The organism is Rubripirellula amarantea (assembly GCF_007859865.1).
Taxonomy (GTDB): domain Bacteria; phylum Planctomycetota; class Planctomycetia; order Pirellulales; family Pirellulaceae; genus Rubripirellula; species Rubripirellula amarantea.
Genome location: NZ_SJPI01000002.1, coordinates 259,202 through 278,311, shown reverse-complemented (window position 1 = coordinate 278,311; position 19,110 = coordinate 259,202). Strand labels below are relative to the sequence as shown.

At 54.6% G+C, this 19,110-nt stretch carries 16 protein-coding genes; 11 read left to right on the top strand and 5 right to left on the bottom strand.

Going from position 1 to position 19,110, the window contains the following annotated elements:
- Positions 1-30: 30 nt before the first annotated feature.
- From Pla22_RS14550 to Pla22_RS25855, 4 genes are all read left to right on the top strand, one after another.
- Positions 31-207 carry an outer membrane protein assembly factor BamB family protein gene (locus tag Pla22_RS14550; protein WP_146515576.1) on the top strand — a complete coding sequence of 59 codons (177 nt, stop codon included), beginning with the start codon at positions 31-33 and terminating at the stop codon, positions 205-207.
- Positions 208-348 (top strand): hypothetical protein, encoded by a 141-nt coding sequence (locus tag Pla22_RS25255; protein WP_165440679.1) that lies wholly within the window; start codon positions 208-210, stop codon positions 346-348.
- A 134-nt stretch (positions 349-482) separates the two neighbouring features.
- Entirely contained in the window at positions 483-806 is a 324-nt protein-coding gene (locus Pla22_RS14545; protein WP_146515575.1) for a LamG domain-containing protein, read from the top strand.
- 145 nt (positions 807-951) lie between these two features.
- Entirely contained in the window at positions 952-1,074 is a 123-nt protein-coding gene (locus Pla22_RS25855; protein ID WP_261343145.1) for a hypothetical protein, read from the top strand.
- A gap of 15 nt (positions 1,075-1,089) precedes the next feature.
- On the opposite strand, the gene Pla22_RS14540 is transcribed toward Pla22_RS25855, so the two are convergent.
- Positions 1,090-1,368 carry a hypothetical protein gene (locus tag Pla22_RS14540; RefSeq protein ID WP_146515574.1) on the bottom strand — a complete coding sequence of 93 codons (279 nt, stop codon included), beginning with the start codon at positions 1,366-1,368 and terminating at the stop codon, positions 1,090-1,092.
- A 197-nt stretch (positions 1,369-1,565) separates the two neighbouring features.
- Between Pla22_RS14540 and Pla22_RS14535 the strand changes: the two genes are divergently transcribed.
- The 4 genes from Pla22_RS14535 to Pla22_RS14520 all read left to right on the top strand — a co-directional run bounded on the left by Pla22_RS14535 (position 1,566) and on the right by Pla22_RS14520 (position 9,347).
- The gene (locus tag Pla22_RS14535) at positions 1,566-3,407 is read left to right on the top strand and encodes a DUF1800 domain-containing protein (protein WP_146515573.1); all 1,842 of its coding nucleotides are present in this window, start codon (positions 1,566-1,568) and stop codon (positions 3,405-3,407) included.
- A 14-nt stretch (positions 3,408-3,421) separates the two neighbouring features.
- Positions 3,422-4,873: a DUF1501 domain-containing protein gene (locus Pla22_RS14530; protein ID WP_165440678.1), complete on the top strand. Its 1,452-nt coding sequence runs from the start codon at positions 3,422-3,424 to the stop codon at positions 4,871-4,873.
- Between the two features lie 321 nt (positions 4,874-5,194).
- Positions 5,195-7,807, top strand: coding sequence for an Ig-like domain-containing protein (locus Pla22_RS14525; RefSeq protein ID WP_146515571.1), 2,613 nt, complete (start codon positions 5,195-5,197; stop codon positions 7,805-7,807).
- Between the two features lie 331 nt (positions 7,808-8,138).
- Positions 8,139-9,347, top strand: a complete 1,209-nt coding sequence (locus Pla22_RS14520) for a BBP7 family outer membrane beta-barrel protein (RefSeq protein ID WP_146515570.1) — start codon at positions 8,139-8,141, stop codon at positions 9,345-9,347.
- A 91-nt stretch (positions 9,348-9,438) separates the two neighbouring features.
- Here Pla22_RS14520 and Pla22_RS14515 read toward each other — a convergent pair whose 3' ends face one another.
- Genes Pla22_RS14515 through Pla22_RS14505 form a run of 3 tightly spaced genes read right to left on the bottom strand, consistent with a single transcriptional unit; the run spans position 9,439 to position 13,454 of the window.
- Positions 9,439-9,693: a hypothetical protein gene (locus tag Pla22_RS14515; RefSeq protein ID WP_242632070.1), complete on the bottom strand. Its 255-nt coding sequence runs from the start codon at positions 9,691-9,693 to the stop codon at positions 9,439-9,441.
- Between the two features lie 46 nt (positions 9,694-9,739).
- Entirely contained in the window at positions 9,740-9,973 is a 234-nt protein-coding gene (locus Pla22_RS14510; RefSeq protein WP_146515569.1) for a hypothetical protein, read from the bottom strand.
- Between the two features lie 37 nt (positions 9,974-10,010).
- Entirely contained in the window at positions 10,011-13,454 is a 3,444-nt protein-coding gene (locus Pla22_RS14505) for an aminotransferase class I/II-fold pyridoxal phosphate-dependent enzyme (RefSeq protein WP_242632069.1), read from the bottom strand.
- Positions 13,455-14,303: 849 nt separating this feature from the next.
- Here Pla22_RS14505 and Pla22_RS14500 point away from each other — a divergent pair.
- From Pla22_RS14500 to Pla22_RS14490, 3 genes are all read left to right on the top strand, one after another.
- Positions 14,304-15,032 carry a LuxR C-terminal-related transcriptional regulator gene (locus Pla22_RS14500; RefSeq protein WP_146515568.1) on the top strand — a complete coding sequence of 243 codons (729 nt, stop codon included), beginning with the start codon at positions 14,304-14,306 and terminating at the stop codon, positions 15,030-15,032.
- Between the two features lie 294 nt (positions 15,033-15,326).
- Positions 15,327-15,812 carry a CinA family protein gene (locus tag Pla22_RS14495; protein WP_146515567.1) on the top strand — a complete coding sequence of 162 codons (486 nt, stop codon included), beginning with the start codon at positions 15,327-15,329 and terminating at the stop codon, positions 15,810-15,812.
- A gap of 136 nt (positions 15,813-15,948) precedes the next feature.
- Positions 15,949-17,598 carry a hypothetical protein gene (locus Pla22_RS14490; RefSeq protein WP_146515566.1) on the top strand — a complete coding sequence of 550 codons (1,650 nt, stop codon included), beginning with the start codon at positions 15,949-15,951 and terminating at the stop codon, positions 17,596-17,598.
- 162 nt (positions 17,599-17,760) lie between these two features.
- On the opposite strand, the gene Pla22_RS14485 is transcribed toward Pla22_RS14490, so the two are convergent.
- Positions 17,761-19,020 carry a glutamate-5-semialdehyde dehydrogenase gene (locus tag Pla22_RS14485; protein WP_242632068.1) on the bottom strand — a complete coding sequence of 420 codons (1,260 nt, stop codon included), beginning with the start codon at positions 19,018-19,020 and terminating at the stop codon, positions 17,761-17,763.
- Positions 19,021-19,110: the final 90 nt, after the last annotated feature.

Sequence of the window (19,110 nt, the reverse complement as noted above, 5' to 3'; positions counted from 1 at the left end):
TCGCCACCTTCAACATCGTATTACATTGTCATGTCGTCGCCGGTGGTTGATCAAAATACGATTTACTTGCATACCAAGAACGAGCGATTGACGGCGATTGACATTGCAACCGGCGAAATCCTTTGGACGGGGCAGCCGATGGGCAAGTATCAAAGTCTGGTGCGAAACGACGACGTCCTGCTTGTCTTGGACGCTGGCGGTGAATGATTGTCGGTCGGTCAGAAACGCGAGAGTCTGGAAATTCTCGAACGCCTGCAAGTCGCCGACGACGCATGGGCCTATTGGGGCGTATTCGACGGCGGCCTGATCGTCCGCGATTTGAAGGCGTTGAAGATCTATCGTTATTGATTCAAGTGAAGTACAGCCAACAAGGTACTCAAACAGATGATTCGTAATGGAGACCTTCGTGCTGCACTGTTGTGTCTCTGCTCGATTTCGTCGACAGTCAGCGGCCAAGAAATGATTGAGTGGTCGGGTCATGAATGGCGAATCAGTTCGAGTGGCGATCGCACTCGGGGGCCAGGGCCGAATATTTTTTCGACGATAAGGAAAACGTTTTCGTTGACGACGACGTCAACTTGCACTTGAAGATCACGCAGCGGGACGACGGACGATGGAGTGCCAGTGAAGTCTCGCTCACCCAGTCGCTTGGTTATGGCACGTACCAGTGGGAAGTCGCGTCGCGGTACGACGGTCTGCCATCCAACGTGGTTGTCGGGTTATTCACTTACATCTCGCCGCAAAGCGTCGCCGAGCAAGCCGAGCTCCAACAAGACCACGCATCGCTTCACGTGGTCGCACGATAAGATTGTCTGGGAGAGTTTCGACGGTTACCTATCCAACACGATCGTCAGGCCACTGACCGACAGCGGTCCTGGTCAGAGCAAACGCAAGAACATCCGCCACGTCTACTCCGGCCCCGTCATCCCGCAACCGTTAACTGAGCGTCCGATGATCAACTTTTGGTTGTTCGGAAACAAAGACGAACAACCTTCCCAAACCGGCCCCACCGACGGCAAGCCACAAGAGTTGGTCATCCACAGCTTCAAGCACTCGCCTCTGCCAGCGAAGTAGGGCACATCGGCTCCTTTAATCGTCGCCTTTCGCGGACCGAAAGGCGACGACCGATTCGGTTAGTCGACTAGCGAACGCCAATTTCGGGTCGCTGGCCAGCACCGCCGTTTGATTCGATTCGCTCACGTGCCGATCCAACAACTGGTCCAACCCGGCCGTGCAAGCCGTGCCGTCGACTGGCATTGGCGCGACCCATTTCTTTGCCGGAACCTTCATCAACGCGGCTGCCTTCTCGACCGATTCCCACGGTCGGTCGTTGGCCCAGCGTGTCGGCAAACAGATTTCGTTGACCATGTTCCGTTTCCATTGCTCCGTTTCCATTGCTCCGGCACCAGCGCGACCAAGGCCACCGGGTCGACGCCAATCGAAGCGGCTCCCATGCTAAAAGAATTGACCCATCACAGGCCAATTCCTTGACCAAGTCGGGTGTGGCATCTACAACTGGAGGGGTACCCCCCTTCTTGTGGACTTCCCGCCTCCTACGTTTTGCCATGTTTCGATTGACCCATCACGTAATTCTGGTCAGCTTTTGCACCCTGTTCAGTATCGGGGTCTCTGAAGCAGGAGACTTTTACGTTGACACGAGCGCGGAATCACTGCAACTGCGACGGCAAATTCGCGCGTCGCAGTTTTTGCACCACGCGACCTTTGGCCCAACGATTGACGAGATCGACGAGCTTGCCGACCAGATGGCGTCGGTTGGGGTCCGACAAGCGTGCAGTGATTGGATTGACGCACAATGGGCATTGCCCGCAACCGAGCAGGTTCCGTTGGTCGAGGCAATGCTGGCTGATGACGGGTACACGGGCGTCGAACGAACGGCGGCGCTGAACCGCTATCGCCACTACGCTTGGTGGCATTCGGCGGTCGCGGGCGAAGACCAACTTCGTCAACGAGTCGCCTGGGCGCTCATCCAAATCTTGACGACCAGCGAATACGGGTTTGGTAGCATCCGGCCCGGGAACATCAGCGGTCGACCAAGGTGGTTTTCGCCAGCGTCCTATTACGACGTTCTCATTCGGTTGGCCGACGGCAACTACCGCGATCTATTGCAAGAAGTCACCTATCACCCGGTGATGGGGGAATACCTGTCGTACCTGCGAAACAAGAAAACGAGCGCAACCAATTTCCCTGATGAAAACTATGCTCGCGAGTTGATGCAATTGTTCACGATAGGGCTGTATCAATTGCGACCCGATGGACGCCAAATAGTGGACGCAAACGGCAACGCGATTCCGACTTACGACAACCACACGATCAAAGAATTAGCGAAGGTCTTCACCGGCTTGACGTATCAGGCGCCCGAGGGTGGCAACGCGTGGTCGTCGGGAAACGATCCGAACGTTCCGATGGTGATGCACAACCCGCGTCACGAGTTTGGGCTGAAGCAACCCTTTGACGATCTTGCGATTGACGGTTCCGATGGCGACGCCGAGATCTCGGAGGTGCTTGATTATCTGTTCAACCACCCCAACGTCGGTCCGTTTATCTGCTACAAGTTGATTCAACGATTAACGCGCAGCAATCCTTCGCGAGCCTACTTGGTGCGAGTGGTGCGAAAGTTCAACGATAACGGGCAAGGCGTTCGCGGCGATATGAAAGCGGTTGTGAAGGCGATTTTGCTCGATGCGCAAGCCTTCCAAGGACTCTCACCCCGCCGTCGTACCAACCCTCTTCGCATTGCGGTTTTGCCGCGAGAAGTTGCCTACAGTCGGCTGCGTGAACCGGTAGTTCGTTACGCCGGTTTCTTACGTTCGATGCAGCCGACCAGTGACTACGCGACCGGGCGGATAATGATTCCATCGCAGGGTGCGAACCTGAATCAGACGGCGTATCAGATCCCCAGCGTGTTTGGTTTCTACGATCCCGATTTCCAGCCCGCCGGTGGTCCGTTGCTTAGCGATATTCGGGTGCGGATTGCGACTCCGTTCGTGGCGGCACCCGAGTTCAGCATCAACACTCACGATGCCTACGCGAGCTGGACCAACGTTATTCTGGAACAGGTCAAAGCGGGACAGGCATACTTTGAAGACTTGCCCACTATCATCACGTTTTCGTTCCAAATGCAATGCACGCTGGAGTTCGATTGGGATGACGAACGCTTGCTGGTTCAGGAAGAAAACGGTCTTGAAAAGTTGATTGACCAATTTGACTTGGTGTATTGCAGCGGCAGCACGCCGACGGCTGTGAAACGTCATTGGAAACAGACCATTGAATCTAACATTCCCAAGATCGATGCCAATGGCTTCCCCACCAACGAATGGCCAAAGAAGCGAGTGCAGGGTGCCCTGATTTGCGTCCTAACCAGCGTCGATGCCGCGGTCGAGTTCTAAGAAAGACTTACACCATGAATATCCCCAACACCAACTTTGAAAACCTACCCGGCGCTTCAAGACGACAATTTCTGAAGCGATTGGGTGGTTGCGGATTGATGACCAACGCGTCGCTGATGTCGACGATGCTTAGCCTCGGTGAGTGCGGCGTTGCGGCGGCGCAGCAGAATCCCAGCGATTACAAAGCACTAGTGTGTTTGTTTCTATACGGCGGAAACGATTCGTTCAACATGCTGACTCCGTTAACGCCCGGTGAGTACGAGAACTACGTCACCGTACGTGGCGGACTGTATGATTCACCCAGTCTCGGCGTGGCGTTGCCTGAGTCGTTGTTGCACCCGATTGTCGACGCGTCGAGCAGTCGCAGTTTCGGCGTGCATCCAGAAATGCCTGAGATTCAATCCATCTACAACGACGGCAACGCGGCTTTCATCAGCAACGTCGGTAGTCTCGTTCGACCGACCACGATCGCCGATTTTAATGCGGATGTAAGTCTTCCGCTTGGATTGTTCAGCCATTTGGACTTGCAGCGACATTGGATGTCCTCGATACCTCAATCGCGTTTGCAAGTGAGCGGTTGGATGGGTCGCATGGCGGATTGGACGTCGTCGATGGCCGCACCGTCAAACTTCTCGATGAACATTTCTCTCGATCGCACCAACCTGATGCAGACGGGTCGCGATCTTGTGCCGTACGTCATCAGCCCCGATGGATCGACCGAAGTGCTGGCGTACGGCGACTTGTCGGACCCACTGAACGCGATCATGACTGGGGCGACCGACGACATGCTCACGCGCAGCCACGCCAATCGGTTTAAGCAACTGTTCTCTAACAATGCAAGCGAAGCCCTGACGTTGGCAAGTCAGTTCAATTCGGCGATCGCCGCGACTCCAGATTTAGAAGCCTATTTTCCGACTGAGCGAGCGTCATCGTTGCAGCAGAAACTTAAGATCGTCGCCCGTACCATCGCCGCGCAGCAAACCCTGGGCCACGGTCGTCAAACGTTCTTCATTGGCGTCGGCGGCTTTGATAACCACCAAGAGTTGATTGCAGCACAGGGGCTGAACCTTGGCATGGTGTCGAAGGCCATTGCTGACTTCTTTGCCGCGGTCCAGTCGCTAGGAAAAGGCAGCGAGGTGGTGACATTCACGGCCAGCGATTTCGGACGCACACTTTCGAGCAACGGACGCGGCACCGATCACGGCTGGGGCGGCAACCAGCTTGTCGTTAGCGAAGCTGTCGTGGGCAATCGGATTCTGGGTGATTACCCCGTCAACTTGCTCAACAGTCCCGACCTGGATGTCGGACGCGGGCGGTTGTTACCAACGACGTCGGTCGACGAAATGGCGTCCGAGTTAGCGATGTGGTTCGGAGTGCCCAATGACTCGCAACTGGAATTGATCCTGCCCAACGCCCGTGAATTCGTGAGCACCGGAAACGATCGCCCGGTTGGTTTTTTGAGCTAACGCAGTGCAGATTGATTTCCCCAATCCACGCTTCGATTCAGCAGCGACAACTGTGGCAGATCTTACGTGATCGCTTATCGAAACTTTGATTGGATCGTGCGTTTCCTTCCCTTCGGATGCTGGACGGAAAAACTTTTTCCAATAGATTGCTTTCCCAGCTGTCGGCGATAGAGCGGATGATGTATTCAATCTCGATGCTGTAGCAGCTCGAAGGGAATACCTCCTGCCTTGAACATTACGCTTCGAAGTTGATGCCAGGCTACTGGCACGTAAGGTCAGTGTTAGGTTGCGTTTTTTGCGTTTCCTATCTCTGAAAGGCCTTTGACATGTAGATCGTTTCAACGCACGGTTACCGTTTCTGCAAACGCGGACTACACCGGAAGCTACGCCTTTCGCGTTCTGGAAATGTCGACTCTGGCAACACCCATTTCTCTGGATACGACCGTCAATGGAATCGTCAATCCTACGGACACAACGAACCTCTATCATTTCGCTGGCACGGCTGGAACGAGCGTCTACGTTGATTCCTTAAGCGACACGACCACCGAATCAAGTGGCTATACCGCGTCGTGGGCTGTCATTGATCAATACGGTGCGACACTCGCTTCGAATGCTTACATGGTCAACGACCTCGGTCGAATCGATTTGCCCCACACCGGCAACTACACGATTGTTGTCCAAGGCAACTTGGCTGCAGCGGATGGAATTGAGAACTATTCACTGAGGGTTCATTCCGTTGCCGATTCCACGACGCCACTGACCTTAAACACGGCGGTCAACACGAACACGACGATCCCTGGTCAAGCGAGGAACTACACGTTCACGTTGGGAGCACCGACCAGTTTGTATTTCGATAGCCGTACGAATGATGGCGGTGTGCAGTGGAAGCTCAAGGGGCCCCAGGGTAACGTGGTGGGCGAAACGTCTCTCTCGAGCGACGACAACGTGATTGGTTTAATGCCGGCAGGCAGCTACACATTAACCATCAATCGCAACGATGGTGGAATCGGAGGCTTTGGCTTCAATCTGTTGGACATGGCCAGTGCGACTGCGATCGACGCCGGTGATCCGACGATCGTGTTTGATCCGATGGAATTCGACCAACGTGGCGATACGTTTGCTCGTGTGCTGTATGGCCAAATCGACATCGGTGCCATCGAGGGCGCGCAAGGATCGCCGCTGCTTGCGATCAACGATAGTGCGACCACCAACGAAGATACGTCGGTGGTTGTTTCCGTGCTGACCAATGACACACCGACGGGTGAGGTGCAGATTCTGGGGGTTCAGGACGGTTCCGACGGTTCGGTCACCAACAATGGTGATGGCACAGTAACGTACACGCCTGACACAGGGTTCACCGGAACCGACTCATTTGATTACACGATCGCACTCAATGATGTCGAACTCGTCAGCAGCGCTGCGTCGGGTGGCGACCGGTTTGGCAATGCTGTTGCCATCGATGGTGACTTTGCTGTTGTCGGTTCGTACCTGGATGATCCGTCGAGCGTCACCAGCTCGGGTTCGGCTTTCGTGTACCGCCGAACCGGTGAGACGACTTGGACACAAGTTGCGCAACTGACCGGTGACCTCGATGCTAACGGTATTGGTGTACAATTCGGTTACTCGGTAGCGATTGACGGTGACACCGTCGCCGTCAGTGCGCAAAAAGACCGGCAAAACGGATTCCAGGCTGGGGCGATTTACGTCTTCGATCGCAACCAGGGCGGCGTCGACAACTGGGGATTGGTCAAGAAAATCATCGGTGGCGACACAACCACACGCGACCTGTTTGGACGCTCCATCGCTCTCTCAGGTAACACGATTGTCGTGGGTGCCAGTGTCGCCGATCCAGTCGGCCAATCGTCCGGTGCTGCTTATGTATTTGAGCGCAACCTTGGTGGCGCTGGCAACTGGGGCCAATCCATGAAACTGGTCGCCAGCAACGGAGCAGCTGAGGATCGGTTCGGTCAATCCGTTTCCATCGACGGCGACTTGATTGCCGTGGGAGCGTTCCGTCATGACGGTTTGTCCAACGACACGGGAGCAGTATACGTGTTCGGACGCGACACGGGTGGAGCTGGCAATTGGGGCGAAGACAAAGCCATCGAAGCGGGCGACGCAGTTCTGGCAGACCAGTTTGGCTACTCGGTATCGATCGACGGCGGATTCCTTGCCGTCGGTGCTCGCCAAGACGACGAAGGCGGACTGAACCAACGAGGTTCGGTATATCTATTTGGCCAGGACGAGGGCGGAGTCGGCAATTGGGGGCAAGTGACCAAAATACTGGCAAGCGATGCGTTAGCCGGTGATCGCTTGGGATGGTCGGTCGACCTATCCGGTGATCGCTTGGTAGACGGAGCGATTGGTTCGGACATTGGTGGTTCAACTTCAGGCAACGCCTACCTGTTTGAAAACATCGCAGGCGTCTGGACCCAAACACGATCGCTTAGCAACGACAAAGTCACAGCGGCCGATGAATACGGATTCGCGGTGGCCGTCGATGCGGACGTCGCGGTGGTGGGTTCGTGGCTAGACAATCGCCCGTCTAATAACAGTGGAGGCGCCTACGTGTTTGATCTGCACACGTCAACGGCGACCGTCAATGTCTCGGTAACGGAAGCTAATTCCGAAATGCCGCTCGTGAACAGGGCTCCCGCGAACAAACAAGGAGAGGCTCAAACATTGCGAGCATCGGATGTCGATGCCGTGCTAGAACTTGGGGAGTTTGACCTTGAAAGCCTGCCGAGTATGAAGCGAGGAGGGGTGAAAAAGCATATGGCTGCTGATGGGGTCTTTGTTGAGTCTGAGAACAAGACTGGCGAATTGGACAGTTTCGAGATGGGAGCGGGTCTACAGGAAGATGCCATGGCTGCAACATTGTCGTTACTAAGTCGCCAATCACATTTGCAGGACGCGTCGGTGGATGGCATTTAATCTGTTCGCGACAGAATACCGACTCGGTAAACGCAAGGTATTCCATTCCACTGTGTGCGTGAAACACCTCGCGTGCGAGTTTTCCGGTTGTGACGGTTCTTACTGTTTTGCAGTTTCTCTGACTTTTGCGGCTTCTCAGGACAAACAAACTAAGCCTTCTCGCTAATCCTGGCCGATACTACCGGCACAACCCGAACTCGGATCATGGAGTGCGCGAAAAAATGCACTTCGCAGATCAGTGTTTGGCGAGTATCGCGAACCTTGGGTTCGCGACAGGTTTTGGGCGTTGGTCGCCCGAAAAACGAAACAACTGCAAGACGGTGGAATCGCGATGTCGGTACGGAAGCTGACGGCAAGTCTGTTAACAGCCTTAGCCATGCTAGGCGGAATCGCTGGGGCGAACGCTCAAGAGCATTTCAATAATCTGCCTCCGGCAGATCCATTCGCGTTCGATCCCGACTTTCGTTGGTTCGAACCCGTGTATGACATGGATTTGATGGATATGAAACCCAAGCATCGCGCTGCGACGGGGTGGTTCGCCACTTACGACCGGCTCAACTTGTACGGTTCCAATCCTGAAACCAATGACCCTAACGGTCCCGAAACCAAACTCGACAGTGGCTGGGGCCATCGTTACGAGGTTGGTTACATGACCCCCGAGGACAACGGGTGGTACTTCAACTGGACCGAAAACAGTGTTGCCGAGGCGTTCTATGTTCGCCACGAAGCAGCCAACCGTTACAACGGCGACCAAGTGGTTGGCGGAAGTGGTGGCGGCGGTGCGGCTACCGATCCAAATTTCGGACGCATCACACCGCCCGGCGAAGAAAACAACTTTGGTTCGGACTATCGATTCTTTGATGTTGGCGATGACACCAACGTGTTCAGTTACAATAGCTTCGAATTGAACAAGACTTGGCGAATGGAACCGTACCATTACGGTGGCATCTTGGAGCCATTGGTTGGTCTGCGATGGATGAAGCTTGACGATACTGCAAAGTCGACTCGCCTGAGCACCTTCCCCGATATCACCGCGATCCCTGGGTTCATCAGTTCGTCACCTTTCCCAGCCGACCAACTGCTGACCGATCAGTCCATCACCGAGAACGATTTGCTCGGCGGCCAATTTGGATTCCGATACTTTAAGTTCCGCGATCGTTTCCAATACTCCGCTGACTTCAAAGTGTTCTTTGGTCAAAACTTCCAGTGTGCGAGGACCAACAACGAAGAACTGTGGGTACTCTACGGAGATCCAACCGACACAACGATCACAGTCGGCGATCAAATCCTGGACATTCAACGTGACGCAACGAGTCCCACCCGAACACGCAACGAAGAGTTCTTTGTCGGATTCGACCTGCGAGGGGAAATTGGTTATCAACTAACCAAGATGATCACAGTCCGAACGGGCTTCCAAATCATCGACATCGGCACCGGAGTGTGGCGAGGTGGTGAGGCGATCGGCAATGTTCCCGGTGGCGACCGCGACCAAGACTTGGTCATGGTTGGTGGAACCTTCGGTCTGACACTTAATCGTTAAAGTCCCTGACAAGGCGACCGTCACTCAATAAAAAAACGCATCTTGGCAAGCTCGCCAAGATGCGTTTTTTTTGTTTCGATGTCGCGATGAATTAGGCTTTTGCAGCCAGGGTTCGCAACTCGTCCAATTCCACGGACAATCGGTGACGCAGTGGGCTTTCTGGACGCAGTTCATCCTCAAGCAGGTCTTCTGCTTTGTCAAAGACCTCTTCGGTGCGCTCGGGGGTGTTCATCAATTCGCGGAACATTTTTTCGACGGTGGACTCGGTAAGCAAGATCATCTCCTTCATAGACACGGGCAGCATCGAAAGCGGTCCCGAGAGAATCACCCCAAGCCCATAAGGCATGGCTGCGTGAATTGTTCTGTTGGAGGGTTTGCAACCGGGCAACGCTCTATCGCCATCCGGGATCGCTTTCACTATGACTCATCTTAGAATAGCTGATCGCCGCCGCAAGTGCTAACGAAAGTTTTGCACCCCGCGTTTTGCCCTTAAGGTCAGCTACGCAATTCACAATCGCGTAGCCGTCTGCGTTGCCCAGCATTGCCCAGCATTGCCCAGCGTAGCTAAAGGATTCTCTTCGGTTGCCCCATGCATCTTGCGTCACAACTTGCGTCACAACTTGCATCCCAGGTGACCGAATGCGTTTTGTGATGCCATGGATGCTAAGACATTGCAGCCGGTTTGGAGTCGAAGCCGAGTTCGGCGATATGCGCTGCGGTACGGGCAACAGTAAAGCGAATCTGTTCTTCAGAGTGCTCACTGGTGATGAAGAACCGCAAGCGTGCGGCGCTTTCGTCCACCGCTGGGTAGAGAATCGGCTGAACGTTGATGCCGTCGCCTTTCAATCGGTTGGATAGGCGAAGTGCCACCATCGAATTGCCAGTAATGACGGGCACCACAGGCGTGCCCTCACTATCGCCGGTATCCAGCCCCGCTTCATGACATAGCGATAAGAATAGTTCACTGCGATCTCGCAAACGTTGAACTCGCTCGGGTTCCTTTTCGAGTGTTTCAATTGCGGCGAGAGCTGCGGCGACTTGCGCCGGAGGCATTCCCACACTGAACACAAAGCCAGGCGCGGTGTAACGAAGCAATTCGATCAGTGCATTGGACCCGGCAATGTAGCCGCCACAAGAAGCAGCCGACTTGCTAAGGGTGCCCATCCAAATATCAACATCACGAGCGTTGATATCGAAGTACTCAGCCATCCCGCGACCATGCTGCCCCATGGTTCCAAACGAGTGCGCTTCGTCGACCATTAGCATCGCACGGTGTTTCTTCTTGACCTCGATGAAACTTGGCACATCCGAAAAATCGCCGTCCATGCTGTACACGCCTTCGATCGCGATCAATACACGGCGATAGCGGGATCGGTTTTCGGTAAGCAATCGATCGAGCGCGGCAAAGTCGTTGTGAGGAAAAGGACGACGACGAGCACCAGAAAGCAGCGCGCCTTGCACGATTGAATTGTGAGCCAACGAATCGTGGACGATCAAATCCCCTTCACCGACAAGATGTCCGATCGTCGTTTCGTTGGTTGCGTGGCCACCAACCATTAGGATCGAATTATCGACGCCGATCCACTTTGCGATCTTTCGTTCCAATTGACCATGAATTGGTTTTTCGCCCGATACCAATCGACTCGCCGAGACGCTTGTCCCGTACTTGGCGACCGCATCGGCTGCGGCGGCGCTGACGGCGGGATGACCACTCAAACCAAGGTAGTTGTAACTGGCAAAGCTGATCAACGTTTGACCATCAACGATGGTGGTGTCCGAGACCACGGAATCATGAACGGTAAAATACGGGTTAGGGACCCCCGTCATCATCATTTGTTCCATCGTGTTCTTTAGTCGCCGATATTCGGCAAACTGTTCGACGCTGTCTTCCGGCTCAACTGTCTTCACCACTGTGCCGACGAAACCGTTTTCGCTTGCTGATTCGGTGAGTTCGTCGTTGTCGACATCGCCGGCCAAGAACGCATCAGCGCGAGCTTCGGCACCAGGCGTTAAGTAACGTTGAATGGCGAGTGCGGTTTGACCAATGGTTTCGATTTCGTCGAGCACTTGCTCTGGAAAGCGGCCCCCGAAACTACGCTCAAGCTTGCGAGCGATCTCAAGACGCTCAAGCGAATCCAGCCCAAGGTCAAGCACGATATTAGTATCAAGCGCAAGATGCCCGGCTCGTTCGCCCGCCACCTTACGAACGTGATTGATAATGACACCAGCCACCGACGGACTAACGTCGTCGTAATTGATGGCGGCGCCATTGCGAGCGGCTGCTTGCATCATCGGCGCCCCAACATCATCAAACGATGACGCACTACCGATCGAAGCAGATTGATTTTCTTCCCAGCGCACCCATTTAGCGACCAGTTTCAAATCTCCGTCGCGCACCGCGTGCAAACATGCGTGACGCTGAATTTTACCACTGCTCGTTTTCGGAATACTGCTGTTGCGAACCAAGTAGACGGCGTCCGGTGGCAGGTCGTGCTCAGCGGTCACCGCTCGGCGAATCGCTTGAATCTGGGAATCCCAATCGAGGTCGCGGATGCGGGCTGCTTCCGCGACGATCACGAGTTGCTCACGACCGTCGTGGTCCATCGCGACCGCTCCGACGCTACCCGCCTGCACGACTTCACTGGCCTGTTCGACGGTTTCTTCGATGTCCTGAGGGTATCGGTTGACGCCGCGAACAATGATCATGTCCTTCAAGCGACCGGACACGTAAAGTTGTCCTTCGTGCAGGAAGCCCAAGTCACCGGTGCGAAGAAATGGTCCTCGACCATCGGCAGTGGTCGCCTTGAACGTTCGTTCGGTTGCGTCCTTGCGTTGATAATAGCCCTGGCCCACGGATGGTGAGTCGACCCAAATTTCGCCGATGCAATCACCCGCCAATACTTCATTGGTATCAGGATCAACGATCAAAACGGTTTCACCGGGAAGAACCTCGCCACAGGCAACCAGCTTGCGAGCGTTCGACTCGTCTTCGCCAATCGGAACGACTTTCTTTTCGGCCAATTGGTCGGCGTCGAACGTCGACATGATCGGACGCGGGCTGACCGGTCCGCCAGTAACGATCAGCGTCGTTTCCGCCATGCCATAACAGGGCAACATCGCTTCCTTGCGGAACCCTTGCGAGGCAAATCGACGAGAGAACTTATCGAGAGTTGAGGCGCGAATCGGTTCCGCACCATTGAATGCGATCTCCCAAGTCGAAAGATCTAATTCAGCAGCTTCCGCTTCCGAAATTTTGTCGGCGCAAAGTTGATAGGCAAAGTTGGGACCACCACTGACCGTGACACCGTACTTCGAAATCCCTCGCAACCAACGCACCGGACGCTGCAAGAACGTCATCGGGCTCATCAGCACGCAAACCTTGCCCATGTACATCGGCATCAATACGCCGCCGACCAACCCCATGTCGTGATACGTCGGCAACCAACTCATGCCCACCGTTTCGGGCGAAGGATGGAAGCCATGCAGGATCAGTTCGCTATTGGCAATCAAGTTGCGATGATTCAGCATCACACCTTTGGGCGACCCGGTCGAACCGGACGTGTACTGAAGCACCGCCAATGATTCAGAAGATCGCTTCGGCGCACGGTAATGCTCCATCGCTTGGCATTCGGGGTCATCCGTTGCCACCAATTGCACACCGATCAAGTCATCGTGCTGGTGGCTGCCGGTGAGCTGTTCGACAATTCCGGTGGTCGACAACGCCCACGTGGCACTGGCGTCAACCACGATCGAACGGATTCGCGAAGCCTTGCGGTTTCGGCGTGGTGGATACGCTGGGACAGCAATCGCGCCTACCGCATGGCAGGCATAAAAGCCAACGACGAAATCCAAACATGGTGGATAGAGAAGCAGGACCCGATCATTGGCCCGGATGCGGCAGCGATGTTGAAGGTAACCAGCGAGCGCCTGAACCTTGTCCCACAATTGGGCATAGGTGAGGCTTACTTCGACGGATTCGGTATCGGTGAAGACGTACGCCGGCATGTCCCCCCGGTGCTCCGCCCAAAACTCCAATACAGACGTGAAGTGATCTCGGGGCGGAATTTTACTATTGAAGAAATGCTGCAGTTCCACGGAGGGGTTCACCACCTGGTTCGTGACAATCGTCTCGGATGGGCGTCGCTAAACGGACGTCCCGTTGATCGGTAACTGATCAGTAACAGATCGGCAATCTCGCGGTTCGGATGCTCACTGGAGTCTCTGCGGCGGCACGCGACGGAAATCAGCGGCACACAATTGTTCAAAAGAAGTCCGCCGCGGACGCTCAATCACCATGACATAGATTAACCGCCCCAGCGCCAATGTTCGACCCCGACGCAGCAAGATGGACCGTTTGAATCCCCAACCGACAACTGACATTCGGGATCAACCGTTCGTAGCGTTTGCGCAGGCTGTCAGATTTACCTGGGTCCAGCCCCGCTTCGCCCAAGACCAGCCACGTTTTGGCTCGGGCCAACCAAGCCGATCGTCGGTTGCGTCATGGCTGTCCGAGCCCTCACTGAGCCCCCACTAAGCCTCACCTAACATCGGATAACGGGATCTCGCTCGATGCAAGCCTCCTTCGCCCCCTCTGTGGTCCTGGTCAGTCGGCTTCCTGATTTTGACCGGACTACAGATCTGCATCGGACCTGGTCATGGCGATAGGGCCATGAAGGGTACGCAAACCATTGTCTTCAATCATCTTTGGCATTGAAGATGCATCGCCTGACCAGCCCACCGCAGCTATTCAGGACCCCACCGCAGCTATTTAGGACACCGTACAAACCGTTACGGTTTGCTTGGGTGAACACCAACCCCCTTGACGCGTCCTAACCATAATATTGATCCAGGACCACCAAGGACTTAACGAACCAGGACTCAATCGTGTTAGTTGCAATCGACGCCCTCATTCGAGTTCGCCCATAGAAGTCTGCACTCCAACCTCTGGCCTCTACCGTGTCTTTACACTCACCTTCTCGCCCGCTGCTGACGCTCTTTTTGATTGGTAGGTCGCTTGAGGACCAACAGGCCTACGCATCGCTTGCCGATCGAGCGGAAGCCAAGATGCGTTCGTTCGAATACCCCGAACAGTGGTTCGCTCAGGAAACAGTGCGGCGTCCATGCTGTGTCATCCTTAAGAATGATTTGTCGCCGAATGCCGTGAGAGAATTTTTGCGAACGACTCGAAAACGCAATCTCAACGCTCCCGTGATCTTGACCAGTTCGACATCCGAACCACAAACCGTCCTCGACCTGATTTCAACTGGGGCGTTCGCCGTCAGTGCTCCACTGAACTTAGACGATATGAACCTGAGCTCGGAATTCGTTGCCCTCTTAAAGTCAGCGTTCGCCTATGACCAATGTCAATTTGGGTTTGATCAACTTTTACAGTCGGTCAGCGAGGCGATGTCCAGTTTGACGCCACGCCAATGTGAAGTACTTCATCAAGTGACATCGGGAATGCAGACCAAGGACATAGCCGAACTTCACGGTGTGTCCAAACGTCTGATAGAGGCGGAACGTTCCGAATTGTTGAAGCGGTTCAGCGTGACCAGCACTCCTGAACTGACGCAATTGATGGGGCAATACCATGTGCTCAACCTGCAACGATTGCGAGCGCAATCACTCTACACGCCGTGTGATCGCGTGGCTCACCCAGCGATAGCGCAACGATCTTGCTTCTAAGATCGCTTCCTGGCAACTTGAACGTTCGATCTCACTTAATTGCGTTAAGCTTTTCCGACGACGAACGTTCGTGACAAGGATGCATACACGGCCAACCTTGGATTCTCGTGGGGAACTGAATGTTCGCGGGGATGCCGGGCCTTGGGCGGGGCGGCCGTAGTTTCAAAGTTTGCGAACAAAGTTCAGTTCGTTAGAACTTTCAGCTAACGGGCAGCAGAGAGAGTAGATTGTGGATTCTCGACATTGAATCCTTCAATCCACGAATCCTTCAATCCACGTTGCCTGATCTCGCTCATGACTGCTCATCCTCTTTGCGTTGAACTCTTTGAAAAGCTTTCCGACGCGGGTTCGCGTATTGTGTTCGCGGAAAGCTGCACCGGCGGTTTGGTTGCAGCGGAAATGGCCAAAATCGCTGGCGTTTCCGAGGTATTCTGTGGATCCGCAGTGACTTATCGCAACGACACTAAGGTCCGTTGGCTTGGTGTTGATGCCGAAACCATCGCAAATCTCTCAGCGGTTTCGCCGCCTGTGGCGCACCAGATGGCCAAAGGAGTCTTACAACAAACTCCTGAAGCCGACCTCGCCGTTGCAATCACGGGTCACCTCGGACCCGACGCGCCCGACGGATTGGACGGGCTAGTACTGATTGGATTGGCTCGCACCATTAAAGGCAAGGTGGTGGTCAAGGTGACCGAGCATCACCTGGAATCTTCATCGCGAACCGAACGTCAACTCGAAGCAATGTTGGTGGTAGTGCAGAGTGCCCTGGACGTACTGTGATAAGCTTGAAATACGCTTCATGTCCGCTGCATTGAAAACGACTGCGCATTCTAGGCCTACAAGACGCGTAAACTAACGATGCCGCGGACAAGGAAAGTTCGCTTCGCCCCCTCTTATCTAATGTATGTGATCCGCCATGACGATCCAGCGAATGCTTCTCACCGTCCTGACCCTCGCTATTTTGACGGCGGTAACGCCAAGAGTCGCATTCGCACAGCGTGGCACTTTGATCGAAGATTTGTTTCGCACCATTACCGAAGCGCAGCTGGAGCGTGAACGAATCAAGGCTGCTGAAACGGCGCGTCGACAACCGCCGCCTCAACGCAAACCGATGCCACCGACTCAAGGGCCAGCACCGATAGGATCCATCAATGTCGGTAGCCCAGAAATGGCTCGCTTTGCGAAATCGTTGTCGGGATTCACTCGCGAGCTCGGGTTCTTAGTAACGGACCTGCAAGGTCTCGGTCGCCAAAATGCGTCGGTCCGTCGAGTGCTGCCTGCGTCCTATCAAGTTGCCGCCAACGCTGATGCGTTGCTTCGCAGTTGTGACGGGCTAAGTGATTTCGGCCCGATCGCGAATCGCTATGCCTCGCTTGACGCAGATTGGCGACAACTATCGTTTGAACTGCGATCGCTATCGATCCTCACATCAGAAATGTCGACGCATGTGAGAGATTGCGATCGCTATCTCAGCACGATGAGTCGTCAGATGGGTGTCAGTCCGCAGCTAGATCGCCACGGCCTGCACGACAAGATGTTGGTGGCAGCAACTTACATGCAAGCGTTGCTGGATGATTTAAAGCTATGTGTTCTGTCGCACGACCAACTTCGACGATTCACTCACGACGGCCGTTTGCTACGTCAATCGTTGCTGGCGGAAGCGGACCGAGTTGACGATGTAACGTACGAAGAACTCAGTTCAAGCTTCACTGATTTTGTTGCTCGTTGGCGATCGTATAGCCAGGAGCTCTACGCGATCGGCAATCCACACATTTCTGCTCGGCTCGATCGAATTGGCCAATGCGGCGAAGAAACGTACGCGATGCTGTGGATGCGTCCGCCCGTCGATTCACGTGACTTGGTTGCGTCGTCAGCACGCTTGCGTAGTGCTTGCACGGACTTGATGGATCAATTGACACTCCGGGCGATTTCTAGCTTGAATCCTGATGCGAGAGCACGCGTCAGTGATGGCAGTCGCAGGATGGATCGACTGGTTCGCGAATTTGACGAGTCGATCCGACATGGGGCCATCCAGATCGACGCGAGCGGAAAGTTTCAAGAGATTGATTCGTTGTGGAATGGGCTCCGTAGCACGTACGTCACGCTGCGTCCGGTCAATCCCGCAACCATCGCAACGATAGACCGCGAGTGCGATAGTTTGCGTCGTGCGTTGCGAGTCACTCCGTCGGGTCCCAACACAGTGGTCTATGAAGAATTGATGGGCGTCGCCGCTTCGCTTGAAGGAACAGCAGAGTACTTCAAAGCGGACATTGCACGTTACGAGCGTTATTTTCAGCCTGCATCGTTTGGCCAGTCAATCAGCCATTCGGCGCACGACTTTTACGCTGCATCAAAACGCCTCCACGCTAGGTTGAGTGACCGCGAAGACATACGCGAGCTACAACGAGGCACCGAGCAATTGGTCGATGCTTGGCAACGGTTGTCCGGCGATGTTTCTCGGTTAAGACAAAATGGCGTTACGGGACGCCGCGCCGAAAACCTGGAAAGGGCAGCCAATGACCTGGCTCCTCTGGTCGCCACCATCGCAGCAGCACTGCTGAAGTAACAATGAAGCGCGGTAGAAGCCGCAGTCCCGTGTGCAGTGCAGTATGCAGTTCAGTATGCAGTTCAATACAGTGTGCAGTTCAGTATGCAGCGCAGTTCAGCGAAATGTGCGACGCAGTGAAGCCGAGCAAAGCATTATCAGGCCGCCACGAATCGAGGTGGCCTAGGTTCGGATGTGCCCATCCCCTTTGACGATGTACTTGTACGTCGTCAACTCACGCATGCCGCAAGGTCCACGTGCATGAAACTTATCCGTGGAAATTCCAATCTCGGCACCGAGCCCAAACACACCCCCATCATTGAATCGGGTTGAAGCGTTGACCATCACCGCACTGCTGTCGACCGCACTCGTGAAGATCTCCGCTGTGCGTATTTGATTGGTGACGATGGCATCGGTGTGATGCGAACCGTAACGATTGATGTGCTTTACCGCTTCCATCACATCGCTCACTATGGCAACGCTTATCTTTGGCCCTAGATACTCGGCTGACCAATCGTCTTCGGTAGCCAACGAGGCACCGGGAAGATGCGAAAGCGATTCAGCATCAGCGACGATTTCGATGCCATGTCGGGATAACGTTTCGGCGATCACGGGCAATGCTTTAGCGGCGATATCCCGGTGTACCAACAAAGACTCGCACGCGTTGCAAACGCCCATGCGTTGGCACTTGGCGTTCTCGATGATGGTGGCGGCCATCGAGATGTCGGCGTCTTTATCAACATAGACGTGGCAATTACCGTCGTAGTGCTTGATCACTGGCATCGTCGCTTCGGCGGCCACACGACGAATCAAGCCTTCGCCGCCTCGGGGAATGGTAACGTCGATCAGATTCGACATTCCAAGGAATTCACCAACGGCGGCACGATCGGTGGTTTGGACCAATTGAACTGCGGCAGCGGGAATACCAACTTGTTCGGCACAACGCGAAAGAACGTTTACGATGGCGCGACTGCTATGGATCGCTTCTTTGCCACCGCGAAGGATGACCGCATTGCCACTCTTGACGCAAATTGCGGCCGCATCAGCGGTCACGTTAGGACGACTTTCATAGATAAAGAACACAACTCCCAAAGGCACTCGCTTCTTAACGATCTGCAATCCGCCCGGACGAGTAAATCCGTCAAGGACTTCGCCTATTGGATCGGGTAACGCAGCGATCTCGAGCAGAGCACCAGCAATGGCATCGATTCGCGACGAATCCAATCTCAGTCGATCGATCGCTGCGTCAGTAAGGCCATAGCCAGGCGCCGCAGCAAGATCGAGCTGATTCGCTTCGACAATCTCGGCCGCCGCAGCCTTCAGCGCGATCGCCGATTCGCTGAGCCAACGGTTCTTGATCTCGGTGTCGATCGTCGCCAATTGATAAGACGCTTCGCGAGCCGCCTGGGCCGTGGCCAAGCAATAGGCGGGAAGATCGTTCATTTCCATAAGGTCGCTGTTTCGGGTTCAAAGTAAATGCGTTTGCCGTATCTTGGTTAGGTAAGCGGATGTCGTCAACGCGGAACGCGATTC

Excerpts from the sequence above, each read along its gene's own strand:
- Pla22_RS14550 (WP_146515576.1), top strand. The coding sequence starts at position 31 with ATGTCGTCGCCGGTGGTTGATCAAAATACGATTTACTTGCATACCAAG.
- Pla22_RS14545 (WP_146515575.1), top strand. The coding sequence starts at position 483 with ATGGCGAATCAGTTCGAGTGGCGATCGCACTCGGGGGCCAGGGCCGAA.
- Pla22_RS25855 (WP_261343145.1), top strand. The coding sequence starts at position 952 with ATGATCAACTTTTGGTTGTTCGGAAACAAAGACGAACAACCTTCCCAA.
- Pla22_RS14540 (WP_146515574.1), bottom strand. The coding sequence starts at position 1,368 with ATGGTCAACGAAATCTGTTTGCCGACACGCTGGGCCAACGACCGACCG.
- Pla22_RS14535 (WP_146515573.1), top strand. The coding sequence starts at position 1,566 with ATGTTTCGATTGACCCATCACGTAATTCTGGTCAGCTTTTGCACCCTG.
- Pla22_RS14530 (WP_165440678.1), top strand. The coding sequence starts at position 3,422 with ATGAATATCCCCAACACCAACTTTGAAAACCTACCCGGCGCTTCAAGA.
- Pla22_RS14520 (WP_146515570.1), top strand. The coding sequence starts at position 8,139 with ATGTCGGTACGGAAGCTGACGGCAAGTCTGTTAACAGCCTTAGCCATG.
- Pla22_RS14515 (WP_242632070.1), bottom strand. The coding sequence starts at position 9,693 with ATGCCTTATGGGCTTGGGGTGATTCTCTCGGGACCGCTTTCGATGCTG.
- Pla22_RS14510 (WP_146515569.1), bottom strand. The coding sequence starts at position 9,973 with ATGCAAGTTGTGACGCAAGTTGTGACGCAAGATGCATGGGGCAACCGA.
- Pla22_RS14495 (WP_146515567.1), top strand. The coding sequence starts at position 15,327 with ATGACTGCTCATCCTCTTTGCGTTGAACTCTTTGAAAAGCTTTCCGAC.
- Pla22_RS14490 (WP_146515566.1), top strand. The coding sequence starts at position 15,949 with ATGACGATCCAGCGAATGCTTCTCACCGTCCTGACCCTCGCTATTTTG.
- Pla22_RS14485 (WP_242632068.1), bottom strand. The coding sequence starts at position 19,020 with ATGAACGATCTTCCCGCCTATTGCTTGGCCACGGCCCAGGCGGCTCGC.